This is a genomic window from Pedobacter sp. Leaf176, assembly GCF_001424305.1.
In the GTDB taxonomy this organism is placed as follows: domain Bacteria; phylum Bacteroidota; class Bacteroidia; order Sphingobacteriales; family Sphingobacteriaceae; genus Pedobacter.
The window spans coordinates 831069-846241 of the sequence record NZ_LMPD01000001.1 but is presented as its reverse complement, the minus strand read 5'-3'; the positions used below and the strand labels follow the sequence as shown (position 1 = coordinate 846241).

At 39.0% G+C, this 15173-nt stretch carries 12 protein-coding genes; 6 read left to right on the top strand and 6 right to left on the bottom strand.

What is annotated here, in order from left to right:
- Window positions 1-251: 251 nt before the first annotated feature.
- Window positions 252-887 (top strand): DUF6266 family protein, encoded by a 636-nt coding sequence (locus ASF92_RS03845; RefSeq protein ID WP_157263702.1) that lies wholly within the window; start codon window positions 252-254, stop codon window positions 885-887.
- A 126-nt stretch (window positions 888-1013) separates the two neighbouring features.
- Here the strand turns inward: ASF92_RS03845 and ASF92_RS03840 are convergent, their stop codons facing one another.
- Window positions 1014-1463: a protein-disulfide reductase DsbD domain-containing protein gene (locus ASF92_RS03840; RefSeq protein ID WP_056088025.1), complete on the bottom strand. Its 450-nt coding sequence runs from the start codon at window positions 1461-1463 to the stop codon at window positions 1014-1016.
- Window positions 1464-1475: 12 nt separating this feature from the next.
- On the bottom strand, window positions 1476-1973 hold the full coding sequence (locus ASF92_RS03835) for a sterol desaturase family protein (protein WP_082489439.1): 498 nt from the start codon (window positions 1971-1973) through the stop codon (window positions 1476-1478).
- A gap of 104 nt (window positions 1974-2077) precedes the next feature.
- Here ASF92_RS03835 and ASF92_RS03830 point away from each other — a divergent pair, with 104 nt between their 5' ends.
- The 5 genes from ASF92_RS03830 (at window position 2078) to ASF92_RS03810 (ending at window position 9596) form a co-directional block, all read left to right on the top strand.
- Entirely contained in the window at window positions 2078-2683 is a 606-nt protein-coding gene (locus ASF92_RS03830) for a TetR/AcrR family transcriptional regulator (RefSeq protein WP_056088022.1), read from the top strand.
- Between the two features lie 250 nt (window positions 2684-2933).
- Entirely contained in the window at window positions 2934-4274 is a 1341-nt protein-coding gene (locus ASF92_RS03825) for a TolC family protein (protein WP_056088020.1), read from the top strand.
- Window positions 4275-4276: 2 nt separating this feature from the next.
- The gene (locus ASF92_RS03820) at window positions 4277-5344 is read left to right on the top strand and encodes an efflux RND transporter periplasmic adaptor subunit (RefSeq protein ID WP_056088015.1); all 1068 of its coding nucleotides are present in this window, start codon (window positions 4277-4279) and stop codon (window positions 5342-5344) included.
- A 68-nt stretch (window positions 5345-5412) separates the two neighbouring features.
- A complete protein-coding gene (locus ASF92_RS03815) occupies window positions 5413-8607 on the top strand; it encodes an efflux RND transporter permease subunit (RefSeq protein ID WP_056088012.1) in 3195 nt (1064 codons plus the stop codon).
- A gap of 140 nt (window positions 8608-8747) precedes the next feature.
- A complete protein-coding gene (locus tag ASF92_RS03810) occupies window positions 8748-9596 on the top strand; it encodes a hypothetical protein (RefSeq protein WP_056088008.1) in 849 nt (282 codons plus the stop codon).
- Window positions 9597-9620: 24 nt separating this feature from the next.
- On the opposite strand, the gene ASF92_RS03805 is transcribed toward ASF92_RS03810, so the two are convergent.
- The 4 genes from ASF92_RS03805 to ASF92_RS03790 all read right to left on the bottom strand — a co-directional run bounded on the left by ASF92_RS03805 (window position 9621) and on the right by ASF92_RS03790 (window position 15067).
- Entirely contained in the window at window positions 9621-10823 is a 1203-nt protein-coding gene (locus tag ASF92_RS03805) for an MFS transporter (protein ID WP_056088005.1), read from the bottom strand.
- Window positions 10824-11418: 595 nt separating this feature from the next.
- Window positions 11419-12825 (bottom strand): dihydrolipoyl dehydrogenase, encoded by a 1407-nt coding sequence (gene lpdA / locus ASF92_RS03800; protein WP_056088002.1) that lies wholly within the window; start codon window positions 12823-12825, stop codon window positions 11419-11421.
- Window positions 12826-12941: 116 nt separating this feature from the next.
- A complete protein-coding gene (locus tag ASF92_RS03795; RefSeq protein ID WP_157263700.1) occupies window positions 12942-14102 on the bottom strand; it encodes an esterase-like activity of phytase family protein in 1161 nt (386 codons plus the stop codon).
- 95 nt (window positions 14103-14197) lie between these two features.
- Complete coding sequence (locus tag ASF92_RS03790; protein ID WP_056087996.1) at window positions 14198-15067, bottom strand: DUF6515 family protein; 870 nt, start codon at window positions 15065-15067, stop codon at window positions 14198-14200.
- Window positions 15068-15173 lie beyond the last annotated feature (106 nt).

The window sequence follows — 15173 nt, the reverse complement described above, 5'->3', positions numbered from 1 at the left end:
TGGTATGCAAAAGTAACATAAAGTGATTATTCCCGTATATGGAAATTTTGGGAATTATTTCAATTGCCAAATCCCTCCAGTTTTTACAACTATAATAATTGAATCACATGCGAACTCAACCGGAGCTTAACCGGAGATCCACCGGACTAATTCGTATTTATTCAGATGAAACGCTCCATATTCTTAATCATTTATTCGATTTTTATATCCGCGTGATTTTAATTAAATTTAAATTATCTAATAGCTTTTTTATGGCGCGTCTCAAAAATGGAGCCCTCGGTGGCTTCTCAGGAAAGGTCGGTTCTGTTGTCGGGTATAGCTTAAGGAACAAGGACTTTATAAAAGGCTTACCAAAGCCATCATCAAAACCACCTACATTAAAACAGCTGGCCAGCAGGGCGCGGTTTAAGTTTTTTAACGAATGGCGAAACCCGCTCACTGAATTCTTTTCAGTATCCTTTAAAAATCAAACGGCGACACACTCCGCCCAAAATGCTGCGCACCACTACAATAAAGATATCATTATAGGTGAATATCCGGATTATGGCATTAACTATGAAAAAATTATAATCAGTAGCGGGAATCTACCCCCTGTAACGGATTTAAAGATGGAAATGACCGAACACGGGAACCTTCGCTTAAGCTGGGAGCCAAATTTAACAGGCAGTGCCAAAGCGACCGACCTGCTGGCAGTTTTAGTCTGTTATATTGGAAGTAATACAGAGCTGACAGGCACCCTAAACGGTGCAGAAAGAGGAGATGGCCATCATGATTTTGTGATAGCTTACAGACCAGCCGGAACAACGGTCGCGGTTTATGCAACTTTCTTATCAAACGATAGAAACCGCGCATGTAACAGCCAGTATATGGGTAAGATAAGTTTCTAAAACCGCAAATTAATCTATTTCCTCCTGTTATCAATGGAGGAAAAACACCACTATACCATCTGTTTTTTCGATCAGGATATCAGCGATAGAAATTGAATTAAAATTCATCGTGAAATTTGCCTTCCCTTATCCAACAGGAATACTAAATGCTAACTCCTCAGCAGGCCTGCATTCCTTCGCATTGCAAACCGTAAACTCGAGTTTACCTTTAACTACTGCCTTAGTATTGCTGAGCTCGACTTTTTGCTGAAAAACAACCGATTTTTCGAAATAACTTAGATTCGCTTTCAATGCTTTTTCGAATTTAACATCGGGCTTGGGTTCTATTGTAGAACCAACAATTTTATAATTGTTTGCCTTCGAAAATATAAAACTGGTTTCGAGAGATTTTGGTACGCCATTCTGAGCATAAATATGCCAGCCATCCTCTATAGTTGCTTTCAGGTAAACCACAGCTTTCGAATTTTTTATTTTTGATGCTGCATAACTCCACTTCACGGGAGAGGTAATTTTGAATTGGGCTTTCACCAATACTGATGTATATAAAAAGAACGCTAAAAAGAGAAGTGTTTTCATGCCCTAAGCTAATTAATGATTTAATGTTTTCTTCCGCACAAACAGCAGCCCAAAAGCTTTCCCATTTCGTTTCCCCATATTCTTATGATGAATTTTATGTGCTTTACGAACTGCTTTCAGATAGGTATTATTGCTCTGAAAAGTTTTAAACCGTCGGTGAACAAACCAATCATGAACAATAAAATAAATTGAACCGTACAATGTTATTCCAACACCAATAAAAAATCTGAATCCGAAATTATCCCGGTCGATGTACATTAAATAAAGAGAAATTACAGCAAAAAGAATCGCAAACAAATCATTCCATTCAAAAAAAGAACTTGATTTTTCATGATGACTTTTATGCATAAACCACAGCGGCCCATGAAACAGATATTTATGAATAAACCAGGATAAGCATTCCATCAACACAATTGTTATGAATACAATTGACACACTTAGTATAACCTGCACATCGAATAATTTAAATGGTAAATATATATAATCTAACAGGAAAGTCCCGAATGTCATTTAAATGCAACCTTATTCGAATTTTTCAATCAATTGATTAACAATGAGAATTTATATTTATTTTTGACTAAAATATTAAAAAAGTCAGAAAGTAGAAAAGTAAAATGATTGTAGCCGACAAAAAGAGAGAACAGATTATTGAAGGTGCTATAAAACGCTTTATTCATTTTGGGATCAACAAAACAACGATGAATGACATTGCGGAAGACCTTTCCGTTTCTAAGCCTTCTCTTTATTATTATTTCCCTGACAAGAAAAGTCTGATCGTTGGTGTGATCGAAAAAGTTTTTACAGATTATTTTGATTTATTAAAAAAGAAATATAATCCGGACGCTTCTTTAGAAAACATTTTATTTCAGACAATAGATATTCGTAATACCTTTTTTATGAAATATTTTATGCTGAGGATATCGGAAGGTCTTCCTGATATTTTCAATGATGATGGAATGAAAATGAAGCTCACCACCTTAAAGCAATCGGAAAAGGCTTTTTATGCTGAAATATTCGAAAAGGCACAGGACAAAGGGGAAATCAAACACGAAAACATGGCCCACGTGGCAGAATTGTACCTAGAAAGTTTAATGGGATTAACAAATATGTGCATTATGGAACTTGGAAAAGATTTGTTGCCTGATAAAAAGGCAGTTAATAAGATGGCCCAAAAGCAAAAAGACCTCTCATCTATTTTTACAAAAGGGCTGAAGTGTTAAAAAGATAAAGGAACAAATAGCAAAGATTAAAGCGGAAAGACTAAAGCGGAAGACTAAAGCAGAAAGACTAAAGCAGAAAGATTAAAGAGGAAAGACTAAAGCGGAAAGATTAACGCGGAAAGACTAACGCAGAAAGACTAAAGCAGAAAGACTAAAGCAGAAGGTTATTAATACAGATTGCACAACTGGATACTTGATACCCGCTACTTGATACTAAATAAGGAACCTAAAAACAAAAAAACAATACATTATGCTTAGAATAAAAATGGTAAAATTAATGCTCATCCTGATTATCGGCATGGCTTTACCGCGATTGGCTGCCGCACAGCAACAACTAACCCTTAAAGATGCATTAACCTTTGCGCTCCAAAACAACGCCAGGGTCCGCAAGTCCAAACTGGACATCGAGGGTGGCAGGTATAAAGTGGAAGAAGTACGCGCGCAGGCATTGCCTCAATTAACTGGAACAGCAGGATTGACCTACAACCCGATTATCGGACAATTAGTAGCCAATTTTGGCGGCCAGACCCAGGCCATTAAATTAGGCCAGAACTGGAATTCATCCGCAGGCGTTCAGCTTTCGCAACAACTGTTTAACCAACAGGTTTTTACAGGCTTGCAGGCAGCAAAATCAAGCGAGGAATATTACAACCTCACGTCGCAATTAACTGAAGAACAAATTATTGAATTGGTTGCCAATAATTACTACCAGGTTTTGGTGAACAGACAACAATTGAATGTAATCGACACCAACATTAAAAATGTTAAAGTTGTGGAGAAAATTGTAAGCAATCAATACAAGAATGGTTTAGCCAGAAAAATTGATGTGGACAGGATTAACGTAAATTTAACTAACCTGAATACACAACGCGACCAAACAGTTAATGCAATTACCCAGTTGGAAAACCAATTGAAATTTTCGATGGGAATGCCAGTAACGAACCCGATTACGTTGCCAGCGACCGAACTTACGGAAGTAACTGCTCTACCACAATTTGCAGACTCGGTTGACCTTGCAAACCGGACGGAAGTTAAGCTTTTGAACAATCAGGATAAACTGCTTTCACTTCAAAGAAAAGCCTATGTGGCAGAATATTATCCTTCACTTGCATTAACGGGTAACTACACCTATTCCAGCCAGAGCGATGGTTTTGATTTTTTGAGCTCAAACGCAGCAGCAATAGGTTACGGGGCTTCTGCAATTGGTTTAACCTTAAGGGTTCCGATTTTCAATGGCTTCCTAACCCGTTCAAAGGTTCGCCAGGCAAATGTTGATATTTTGAAGGCGAAGGAAGACAGAAAGGAATCGACTAATTCCTTGAATCTGGCTTATGAAAATGCTAAAATTCAATTACGCAACAACTTGAATACCATCAATTCACAGCGCAAAAATGCTGAATTGGCTCAGGAAATTTATAAAAGCACACAGAACAACTATAACAACGGCCTGGCATCATTAACGGACTTACTGGAAACGGAAAATTCTTTAACAAGTGCACAAAATAGCTATACACAGGCTTTATTGAATTATAAAATTGCTGAAATACAATTAATAAAATCAAACGGAAATATTAAATCGCTAGTACAATAGAAATGAAAAGAGTAATTACCATAATTATCGTAGTTGTTGTTGCCCTTGGTGCAATAGCTTATGTTTTAAGCAACAATAAAAAGAAAAACGAAGAGAAAACTGCTTTCATTGCTAAAGGTGGAGGTGCTGTTGCCGTTCGTGTTGCTGCAGTAGAGAAAAAAGTTGTGGACTTAGACTTCGTGGCAAACGGAAATTTTGTTCCTAAACAAGAATTAAACTTCTTATCAGAAAATGCCGGACGTGTTACCGCAATCTATGTTGATGAAGGTGCACGCGCAAGTAAAGGACAAGTTTTGGCTCGCATTGATGCGGAAATCATTAACACAGATAGAGAAACTGCCCAGGCTAGCTATGAAAACGCAAAGAGAGATGAAGCCAGATACCAAAGCTCATACGAAACCGGAGGGGTAACGCAACAACAGTTAGACCAGGCTAAACTGGCAACCCGAAATGCGAAATTACGCCTGCAAGCATCACAACGTAAATTAAGTGATGCAAACATTAAATCCCCAATCAATGGTATTGTAAATAAAAGATACATTGAAGTTGGCGCATTCGTAACTGCCCAGGGCACTCAATTATTTGAGTTGGTTGATGTTTCCAAATTGAAGCTTAAAGTAAACGTTAACGAATCGCAGGTTGCAAGTTTAAAAATAGGTGACAACATTGACATTAAATCGACTGTTTTTCCTAACGAGAAATTCTCGGGAAAAGTAACTTTTATTGCAGCTAAAGCGGATGCTACTTTAAATTTCCCTGTTGAAATTGAAGTAACTAACAATACTAAAAATAGCCTAAGAGCAGGAATGTACGGTACAGCTGTATTCAACTTCCCTAAACAAGCACCAAGTATTCTTATACCGCGCACATCATTTGTGGGTAGTGTAAGTAGTAATCAGGTTTTTATTTACGATAAATCGAATAATACCTCTAAAGTACGTAACGTGGTTACTGGCCGTATTTTAGGCGATAACGTAGAAATTCTTGATGGCTTGAAAGAAGGCGAAACAGTAATCACCAGCGGACAGATTAACCTGGCTGAAGGTACTGCTGTTAGTATCGTTAAATAGAATAAGATAGTTTTAGTTGGCTTTGAAATCGCGATACGCCAATCGCAAAACGCAATACTAATAAAGAAATGAAGATAACAGATATATCTATAAAAAGGCCCTCACTGGTAATTGTGGTGTTTACTGCACTTACTTTACTTGGGCTGCTAAGTTACTTTTCGTTGGGTTATGAATTACTTCCAAAATTCTCTAACAACGTAGTATCTATTTCAACCATATACCCTGGTGCATCACCGGCAGAGGTTGAGAACACGGTAACCAAAAAAATTGAGGATGCCGTATCATCAATGGAAAACATAAAGAAATTGAACGCAGTTTCTTATGAGAGTTTATCTGTTGTAACCATCACTTTAACAGATGCGGCAAACATTGACATTTCGTTAAATGATGCACAACGTAAAGTTAATGCCATCCTTTCTGATTTACCAGAGGATGTAAAGACACCGTCATTAAGTAAATTCTCGTTAGATGATTTACCAGTAATCACCATGACGGCTTCGGCAAACATGGATGATGTAACATTTTACGATTTAATAGACCAGAGAATTGCCCCGGTTATTTCGAGGGTAAGTGGTATTGCACAGGTGAATCTTGTAGGTGGATCAGAACGTGAAATTCAGGTTTCTTTAGATGCAGCTAAATTACAAGGTTATAACCTTTCTGTTCCTCAGGTACAGCAAATGATTTTAAGCTCCAACCTGGATTTCCCTACCGGAAGTGTTAAGACTCAGAATCAGGACGTTTTAATCCGTTTATCCGGTAAATACAGGAGTATTGATGAGTTAAGAAATTTAGTAATTACAACATCAAAAGACGGTGCTCAGATTCGTTTAGGCGATGTAGCTGATGTTCAGGATTCGAAAAAAGAAACCGTGAAGTTAGCGCGTATTGATCGACAGTCCTCTATTGCAATTCAAATCATTAAACAGAGTGATGCGAATGCCGTGAAAGTGAGTGAAGGTGTTCATGCCATTATTGCTAAGCTTAAAACAGAGTACGCAGCTAATAAGCTTGACATTAAAATTGTTAACGACAGTTCCATTTTTACATTAGAATCGGCAGATGCGGTAATTCATGATTTAATGCTGGCCGTTGTGCTTGTGGCATTCGTTATGCTTTTCTTCCTGCACAGTTTACGTAATGCGTTAATTGTAATGGTGTCTATCCCTGCATCTTTGATAGCGACTTTTATAGGTATCAGCCTTTTCGGCTATACCCTGAACTTAATGTCGTTATTAGGTCTGTCGCTCGTAGTTGGTATCCTGGTGGATGATGCGATTGTAGTACTGGAAAATATCCAGCGGCATATGGAAATGGGCAAAAACAAAGTCAGAGCTGCTTCCGATGCAACAAGGGAAATCGGCTTTACCGTTGTATCCATTACGATGGTTATTGTGGTGGTATTCTTTCCTATCGCCATCAGTTCCGGTTTGGTTTCTAACATTTTACGCCAGTTCTGCGTGGTTGTAATTATAGCAACTTTACTATCACTAGTAGCATCGTTTACCATTGTTCCTTTGCTATTCTCGAGATATGGTAAGTTAGAACATATTGAAGGTAAAAACATATTTGGCCGGTTTATTTTATGGTTCGAAAAGCAGCTTAAAAAATTCACCATCTGGATTACTAATATTTTAAACTGGTCTTTACGTCACAAAGCGCTAACCTTAATCATGGTATTTGTTCTGTTCTTAGGTTCATGTGGTTTATTAGGCGCAGGATTTATCGGCTCGGAGTTTTTCCCTAAATCAGATAAAGGGGAATTCCTGGTACAAATCGAATTACCTAAAGATGCACCTTTAGAGCAAACGAACTTCTATACACAAAAAGCAGAAGCATTCTTAAATAAGCAGCCGGAAATTATACAACTGATCACTACAGTTGGTCAGGCCAGTGGAGATTTTGGCGGCACCCAGGCAACAGCATATAAATCAGAAATAAATGTAAGATTAGTTGAACGGGATCAACGGGAAGGCATGTCATCTGATGTGTTTGCAACAAAAATGAGTCGTGCTTTAGCAAAAGAACTAGTTGGAGCAAAAGTTAAAACCGTACCAATTAGTATTTTGGGTATTGCTGAAAATGCGCCTATTAGTTTAGTGGTAATGGGCTCAAATTTAGATAGTGCTTTAAAATATGCAGAAGGTGCAAAAAATTTACTGGCAACGATTCCAGGTGCTACGGAGATTAAACTTTCTGTGGAAAAAGGAACACCTGAAATTAACGTTCAGGTAGACAGAGATAAAATGTCGTCAGTAGGTTTAACACTCGCAACCGTAGGTTCGACCATGCAAACTGCATTTGCCGGAAATACCGACGGTAAATATAGAAAAGGCGAATACGAATACGATATTAATATCCAATATCAGGATTTCAACAGAAAAGATATTGATGATGTACGTAACCTCATTTTTATAAACGACAAAGGCGCACAAATTAAGTTATCTCAATTTGCAAACATTACCGAAGGTTCAGGGCCAAGCCAGTTAGAGCGTTTAAATAAATCGACTTCAGTTTCTGTCCAAGCACAATCTATTGGCCGTCCAACGGGTACAATTGTAGCCGATTTTAAAGCTAAACTGGTTGAGCTACAGAATAATGGAAAATTAAAGGCACCGGTTGGCGTGAGTTACACCTGGGCCGGCGACGAGGAAAATCAGGCGGAAGGTTTTGGTACTTTGGGTATTGCTTTACTAGCCTCGATTATTCTGGTTTACTTTATCATGGTTGCGCTTTATGACAGCTTTGTTTACCCGTTGGTGGTTATGTTCTCGTTGCCACTGGCCTTAATCGGAGCATTACTGGCACTAGCTTTAACCAACAACTCACTGGGTATATTTACCATTTTAGGTTTTATTATGCTTATGGGTTTAGTGGCAAAAAATGCGATTATTCTGGTCGATTTTACCAACCACATGAAAGCGGAAGGAAAATCAACTATCGATGCCTTGATTTTAGCTAACCATGCCCGTTTACGTCCGATTTTGATGACAACCATCGCCATGATTTTTGGTATGCTTCCAATTGCATTGGCAAGTGGTGCAGGTGCAGAATGGAAAAATGGTCTGGCCTGGGTTATTGTCGGTGGTTTGACCAGTTCACTGTTTTTAACCTTAATTGTTGTACCCGTAGTTTACCTGGTTTTCGATAGAATGCTGGATAAATTTGGTTTTAACAAAAAAGCAAAAACAATAGATGAATTGCTGGAAGAGCCGTACGATCATAAAGATGTATTGGAATACGATGCAGATTTAGATCGCTAAAATTTCATCATCCAGATTAACAATCAATCAGGTCGCCTCCCAAAGGCGACCTTTTTTATTTGATCATTTCTGACATAAAAATTTGATACAAAAAAGCTTAGGACAAAACAAATAATTTACAAAACTGTATATTAGGGTATATGTTTAAGATTATCCTCCAAATAATTCTGGCACTTACCGTTTTCGTCACCCAGGCCCAGCATCCTCCCGTTTTCGATGCGATGAAAACTGACTCTTCTTTTATTAAAATTTATGATTTGAGTATCAATCTGGTTAAATATAGCTATAAACCAAATGGAGTTCGTTTTCTTGTTGTTCATGATAATGAAGACACGGGGGTTAAGGCAGGCTTTGATTACATCCGATGGAGCGGCGGAGAAATTATAGACAGTCAGTATGGAGGCGTTCGCGATTATAATTTCACTTATATGGATGATGTTTACCGGATCGACCCAAATGCAATCTATACGGAAAGAGGCATCAATACCAGGTTAAAAAAAGAGGATTTCAGCACCAATGAAGTTGAAAAAGCTTTGAATTCGGCAGGAAAGCAAATCATTGATTTTTATGATCCAAAGTCTTTGGGCTACATTCTGACTCTCCACAATAATGCTGATGGTGGGTTTGGGATTTCTTCTTACTTACCTGGCTATGATTTGTCGAGCGCAGCAGATTCAGTTCACATTAATTTTGAGATGGACGGAGATGATTTGCTTTACGTTACAGATTTGAAACTCTTTAACAGCCTGAAAAAAGCAAATGTTAATGTAATGCTTCAATCTAAATTCGTTGAAAATGACGGTTCATTATCTGTCTACGCAATGCAAAAGAACATCCCTTACATAAATGTTGAGGTTCAACACGGCCATCAGGACGAAAACCTGAGGTTGATAGAGCTGGCAATTGCCGCCTTAAAAGAGCATGGCTACATCAGGAAAAATCTGAATATTCCACAACGAGACACAGTAAGTAAAACATCAAACAACTGATCGTCAATGCTACCCGTTGCAGGGCTATGCGATGGCTTTAATTTTTGTAACCAGAAAACTCACCAACAGCCCGAAACAACCAATTACTGCATAAGAATACCTCAAACTTGATAATGCTGAAATATAACCTATTAAAGGTGGCCCCATTAAAAACCCAAGATAACTTACGCTCGACACCATCGCAATAGCCATCCCCGGTGCAGTCTTTCCATTTTTTCCCGCTACACTATAAACTGTAGGTACAATACTCGAAACACCGATGCCAACCAACATAAAACCTATTGTTGCCGTAAGTATAAAGGGAAAAAATACAGAGATAAACATCCCGGTTGAAATTACAATACCGCTGAACATAATGGTATGTTTACGGCCAAGTTTAGTAATAATGGCGTCACCAACAAAACGTCCGCTGGCCATCATAATCATGAACGAGGCATAGCCCAGTATGACTAACGAAGCGGGTGCCTTAACAATTTCCTTGAAGTAAACGCCGCTCCAATCGAACATCGCACCTTCGGTGGCCATACTACAAAATCCAATGATGCCCAATTGTAGCAATACACCTTCTGGTTTTACAAAAAGTTTTGGTTTTCTTTCTGTTTGAGCACCTTTTCCTGGTACAAGATGTTTGAAATTAAAGAAAACATTTATCCAGATTAGGCCGGTAACAATCCAGAAATGGTGATATGGGCTAATATGAAGGTTAACCATTAGTAAACCAATCAATGCACCGGAAAAACCGGCAATACTCCACGCACCATGAAATGAAGTCATTATCGGTTTTATGAATAATTTTTCGGCTTCGACGCCCTGTGTATTTACAGCAATGTTGCACATGTTCCCTATTACGCCAAATAGAAACAGAAATGCGGCCAAATGCCATGGAACCGTTGCTAAGCCTAAATTACCCAGTGCCAAAACATATAGCGGGGCGGTAAGGGTTAAGATTTTCTTACTTCCGTATTTTGTAACAAGGCGACCAGAAACAGGCATTGTAAACAACTGACCTAAGGGCAGCGCCAGTAGAATACTGCCCAGCTCACCATCAGACAAATTTAAACTATGTTTAATATCCGGGATGCGACTTGCCCAGGAGGCAAAGGCGATTCCCTGCCCAAAGTAAAACAATGATACAGCTAAACGAACCCTGTTTGGGCTACTTTGAATGCCAACCGATTTGTTTACTGTAAGATCTGGTATTTCCTGAGGTGCCTTGAATTCTTCCAAAATAGATTGTATACGAATTGTATGATTCTGCAAAGGTCTCTAAATCATTTGTAATTTGGAAACAACTTTTATCATTTTATCGGGAAGCTTAACAAACTTAAGGCTTGTCGTCATCGCGATTCGATAGCTACCGGATGGAGCAGCGGCCTAATGTCGTCTTCCCGACCGGAGCGTAGCCCTCAGTTCGTCCTCTCGACCGGAGCCGCAGCGTAGTGGAGAGATCTTTGAATAGGAGTCTTACTAAAAGATTTCTCCACTGCGGTCTAAATGACGGTGCATAGATTTTGTCGTCATCACGATCCGATAGCTACCGGATGGAGCGTAGCCTAATTGTCGTCTTCCCGACTGTAGCGCAGCCCTCAGTTCGTCTTCACGACTGGATCGCAACCCTCAGTTCGTCCTCTCGACCGGAGCGCAGCGAAGTGGAGAGATCTTTGAATAGGAGTCTTACTAAAAGATTTCTCGGCTAACGCTCGAAATGACGACTTGCCGCTGCGGTCGAATGACGGTAATTCATACAAAAAAAGCCGATAATTTCTTATCGGCTCTATTTATAGATTGGTTTGTGAAACACCAACTAGGGAATATTTTTTATTTAAATATGTATCGCTCTATTGTCAGTTGCAGCTAAAGCAGCTTCTTTCAATGCCTCTGTATAGGTTGGGTGCGCATGGCACGTACGTGCGATATCTTCCGCAGATGCACGGAATTCCATTGCGATAACCGCTTCAGCAATCACATCCGCAGCACGTGGTCCAATCATGTGTACGCCTAAAACCTCATCCGTTTCAGCATCGGCCAAAACTTTAACAAAACCATCGGTATCCATGCTTGCTTTTGCACGTCCGCTGGCTTTAAATGGAAATGAACCCGCTTTATATTTTGTTCCTTTTTCTTTCAGTTGTTCCTCAGTTAAACCAACGGAGGCCACTTCCGGCCAGGTGTATACAACACCCGGAATTAAGTTGTAGTTAATGTGCGGTTTTTGTCCAGCGATGGTTTCTGCAACATAAGTACCTTCGTCTTCTGCTTTATGCGCCAGCATTGCACCAGTAATTACATCACCAATTGCGTAAACACCAGGAACCGAAGTTTCCAAATGCGCATTTACAGGAACTTTTTTGCCTCTTTCTTCTATTGTGATTCCGATTTTATCCAAACCTAAACCTTCAGTATAAGCCGTACGGCCAACAGCCACGATGCAATAATCAGCATCGAAATTTACAGCTTCGCCTTTCGCATTTTCTGCAGTAACGGTTACGGTTTTACCGCTATTTTTAGCACCGGTCACTTTATGGTTCATGAAGAATTCCATACCAAGATTTTTCTTCAATACCCGTTGAAGTTCTTTACCCAAACCTGCATCCATTGTTGCAATTATAGATGGTAAAAATTCAATAACGGATACCTTAGTACCTAAACGGGCGTAAACAGAACCCAACTCTAAGCCAATTACACCACCTCCGATAACAACCATCGATTTTGGAACTTCTTTTATGTTTAAAGCTTCGGTTGAAGTAATAATGCGTTTTTTATCAATCGGCAAAAAAGGTAAAGTTGTCGGCTTAGAGCCCGTAGCAATGATTACATTTTTGGCGGTTAAGGTTTCTGTAGAACCATCAGACTTTGTAATTAAAACGGTGTTTTTATCTACAAATGAGCCAACGCCTTCGTAAGAATCAATTTTATTTTTCTTGAATAAATAAGTGATACCAGCCGTATTTTGTGCAACAACATCGTCTTTACGGGCGATCATTTGTGGCATATTTACTTTAAGATTTTTTAAGTCAATACCGTGAGTGGTAAATGTATGAGCAGCGTTGTGGTAGTGCTCTGATGAATCTAACAAAGCTTTTGATGGAATACAGCCTACGTTTAGGCAAGTACCTCCAAAAGTTTTATATTTTTCGATAACTGCAGTTTTTAAACCCAATTGAGCACAACGGATTGCGCCTACATAACCGCCCGGACCTGAACCGATAACAACGACATCGTATTGCATAATTTCTTTCAAATTTTGATTAGTCAAATGTAGCGAAAAAAGGCCGAAAGCTGAAAGTCAAAAGCTTAACGCAAAGACATGAGGTGGTAAAATTCTGGCTTTACAGTCGAATTATTTTAAGGCATCACCTCAAAAAGAAAGAACTGCTGAACTTGTATTTTAGCAAAATTGTTATCGACACAAAAAATCAAAGATTTGTGGCCATTTGGCAAATCAGGGCCAAAAGTCATCCCCTCGAAATTATCAATATGCGTGTCCAGGCTGTCGAAATTGAAAAGCAATTTCTTTTTCAGCGGTTTCGGAGGGATTTCAAAGAAAGACGTATTATCTATCTCATTTTCAGCACCATTTAAATCGACCATATAAAGTCTAATGAAAGAATGATCATCATGCCCTTTTGCCCAAGCTCGCTCCATAACCAGCAAAGTATGCGCATTAATGGCAAGTATTTCTGATATTCCATTTATATTCCAATCACTTTCAGAGACAGGATTTACAGGCAATTCGTCTAAATTATAAGCATACTGACCAATATTTTTTTTGCTTGCAACATCAAATTTTAAAATTCTCGTTATTGCTTTATCATATTCAAAAAGAGCCTCATGCCCATCCTGGTAAAGTGGTTCTTCTAAACTGGCATATAAGGTTTTATAATCCTCAGCATAGGTTAAGCCCTCAAAAAGTGCATTTTTCCTTGGTCCATAATCAACTTTTGTGAAATGAAACCCCTTAGGTAATGAAATGGTATCTATAAATTTTCCCGCTGGAGATATAAATGTCAGCGAAGGCTGGATAATAAGAGAATCGCCATTTTTAAAAAGACGCTCACCTTCGTTGCTCCAGATTAATCTTTTACCTTTCGGACTGTATCTTACGGATTCGCCATCGGGCTTTAAATTTTTAACTGTTCCGTATTTTGGATATTGTTGTCCGCTTTCCTGCAAAATGGGAATAACGCCCGTTAACCTAACCGTATCAATTTTGTTTTCCTTAATGTCTATTGTGGCTTTGTAAATTCTCGCCATGCTAAACTGCGATGGGTCATCGCTAATCATATAATACTGACCAGATCTCGCATCATAATCAATTCCCGACAAGCCACCAACAATTGTATTCTGAAAATTTTGGTTAAGTGGCATAATGTACTCGTCCAGAAATTTTATACCAGAAACAGTCGTTTCCGGCTGTTTCGTAACTCGCATAACCGAACAGCACGACGCAAGCAATAAAATCAGGGAGAGGTAAACCAGATGGATTTTATAAGGTATTTTTTTCAATTCGGTTTTTTTATCGGGTAAAAATATGGAATTCTATTAAATAAAAACCGCTTCGATATTAAATCGAAGCGGTTTAGAAATTATATTTAACAACATTAAAAAAGCTTTCCGATAACGCGGTAAGTCGTTGTATTGCCGCCAGTCACTTCTTCATAGTAAACATCATCAGGAGAAACAAAATATTTCTCGTTTTTAATGGTCACTTCTCTGCAGCCTTCTGGCAAAACGTTGATAATATCACCAATTTGGTGCGTATCAACCGGGCCATCTGTTGTATTTAAAACGCCATCCTTACCCGCAACAATATAAATGGTCTTACCATCTTTGTCGGTCCCCTGAGTATAATAAACACCTTTGTATTCATAATAATCCACACCATCAATGGTTACCAGATTTGCATCAGTCGGTAAATTAGGCACTTCAGCGCCTACCGGCGGAACAACAACCTGATAGTTGTTTTCATACTGACGGTAAAACAAACCTCCGGAATAATAATACTGGTCAGGACCATAGTAAAACGGGTAATAACCATAAGGCAAAACATTTAGACGAAACCCGATAAATGGCCTGTAATAATTATAATAACCGTAGTAAGCTCTTCCACCGAAACCCGGACGATAGCGATAACCCGGACGATAACCATAACCTGGCCTTACTCCAAATCCTGGACGGTAACCCGGATTCGGGCGATATCCGGAACGTTGGGGCCTGCCGCCATAGCCTTGACTATAGCTTCCGCGGTTTGGAGCCTGTGAAATTCTGTTACCAGATGGTGCCTGCATTGATGGTTGTCTTGAACTACCACCTCTTGATGGTGTAAAAGAACCTGAACGACCACCGCCACCCGTGCTGCTTCCAGCGCCGCCTCGGCTTGGCCGCTGAGCTGAAGCAGTATCAATGCTTAATGTTGTAACCATCGCTGCTACGGCGAAAACAACCAATCCCCTGTTTATTAACCTCTTCATTTTATTGTGTTTAAATCAATTATCTATATGACGATGAAAAGCTGCAAAAGATTATTCCTTAACACAATTTAACTAAAATCTGATAAAGGAATGACTATGTCTTCAT

Bases quoted from the DNA above. Each gene is read 5' to 3' on its own strand.
- ASF92_RS03825 (WP_056088020.1), top strand. From the start codon at position 2,934: ATGCTTAGAATAAAAATGGTAAAATTAATGCTCATCCTGATTATCGGC.
- ASF92_RS03845 (WP_157263702.1), top strand. From the start codon at position 252: ATGGCGCGTCTCAAAAATGGAGCCCTCGGTGGCTTCTCAGGAAAGGTC.
- ASF92_RS03840 (WP_056088025.1), bottom strand. From the start codon at position 1,463: ATGAAAACACTTCTCTTTTTAGCGTTCTTTTTATATACATCAGTATTG.
- ASF92_RS03835 (WP_082489439.1), bottom strand. From the start codon at position 1,973: ATGACATTCGGGACTTTCCTGTTAGATTATATATATTTACCATTTAAA.
- ASF92_RS03810 (WP_056088008.1), top strand. From the start codon at position 8,748: ATGTTTAAGATTATCCTCCAAATAATTCTGGCACTTACCGTTTTCGTC.
- ASF92_RS03820 (WP_056088015.1), top strand. From the start codon at position 4,277: ATGAAAAGAGTAATTACCATAATTATCGTAGTTGTTGTTGCCCTTGGT.
- ASF92_RS03815 (WP_056088012.1), top strand. From the start codon at position 5,413: ATGAAGATAACAGATATATCTATAAAAAGGCCCTCACTGGTAATTGTG.
- ASF92_RS03790 (WP_056087996.1), bottom strand. From the start codon at position 15,067: ATGAAGAGGTTAATAAACAGGGGATTGGTTGTTTTCGCCGTAGCAGCG.
- lpdA (WP_056088002.1), bottom strand. From the start codon at position 12,825: ATGCAATACGATGTCGTTGTTATCGGTTCAGGTCCGGGCGGTTATGTA.
- ASF92_RS03830 (WP_056088022.1), top strand. From the start codon at position 2,078: ATGATTGTAGCCGACAAAAAGAGAGAACAGATTATTGAAGGTGCTATA.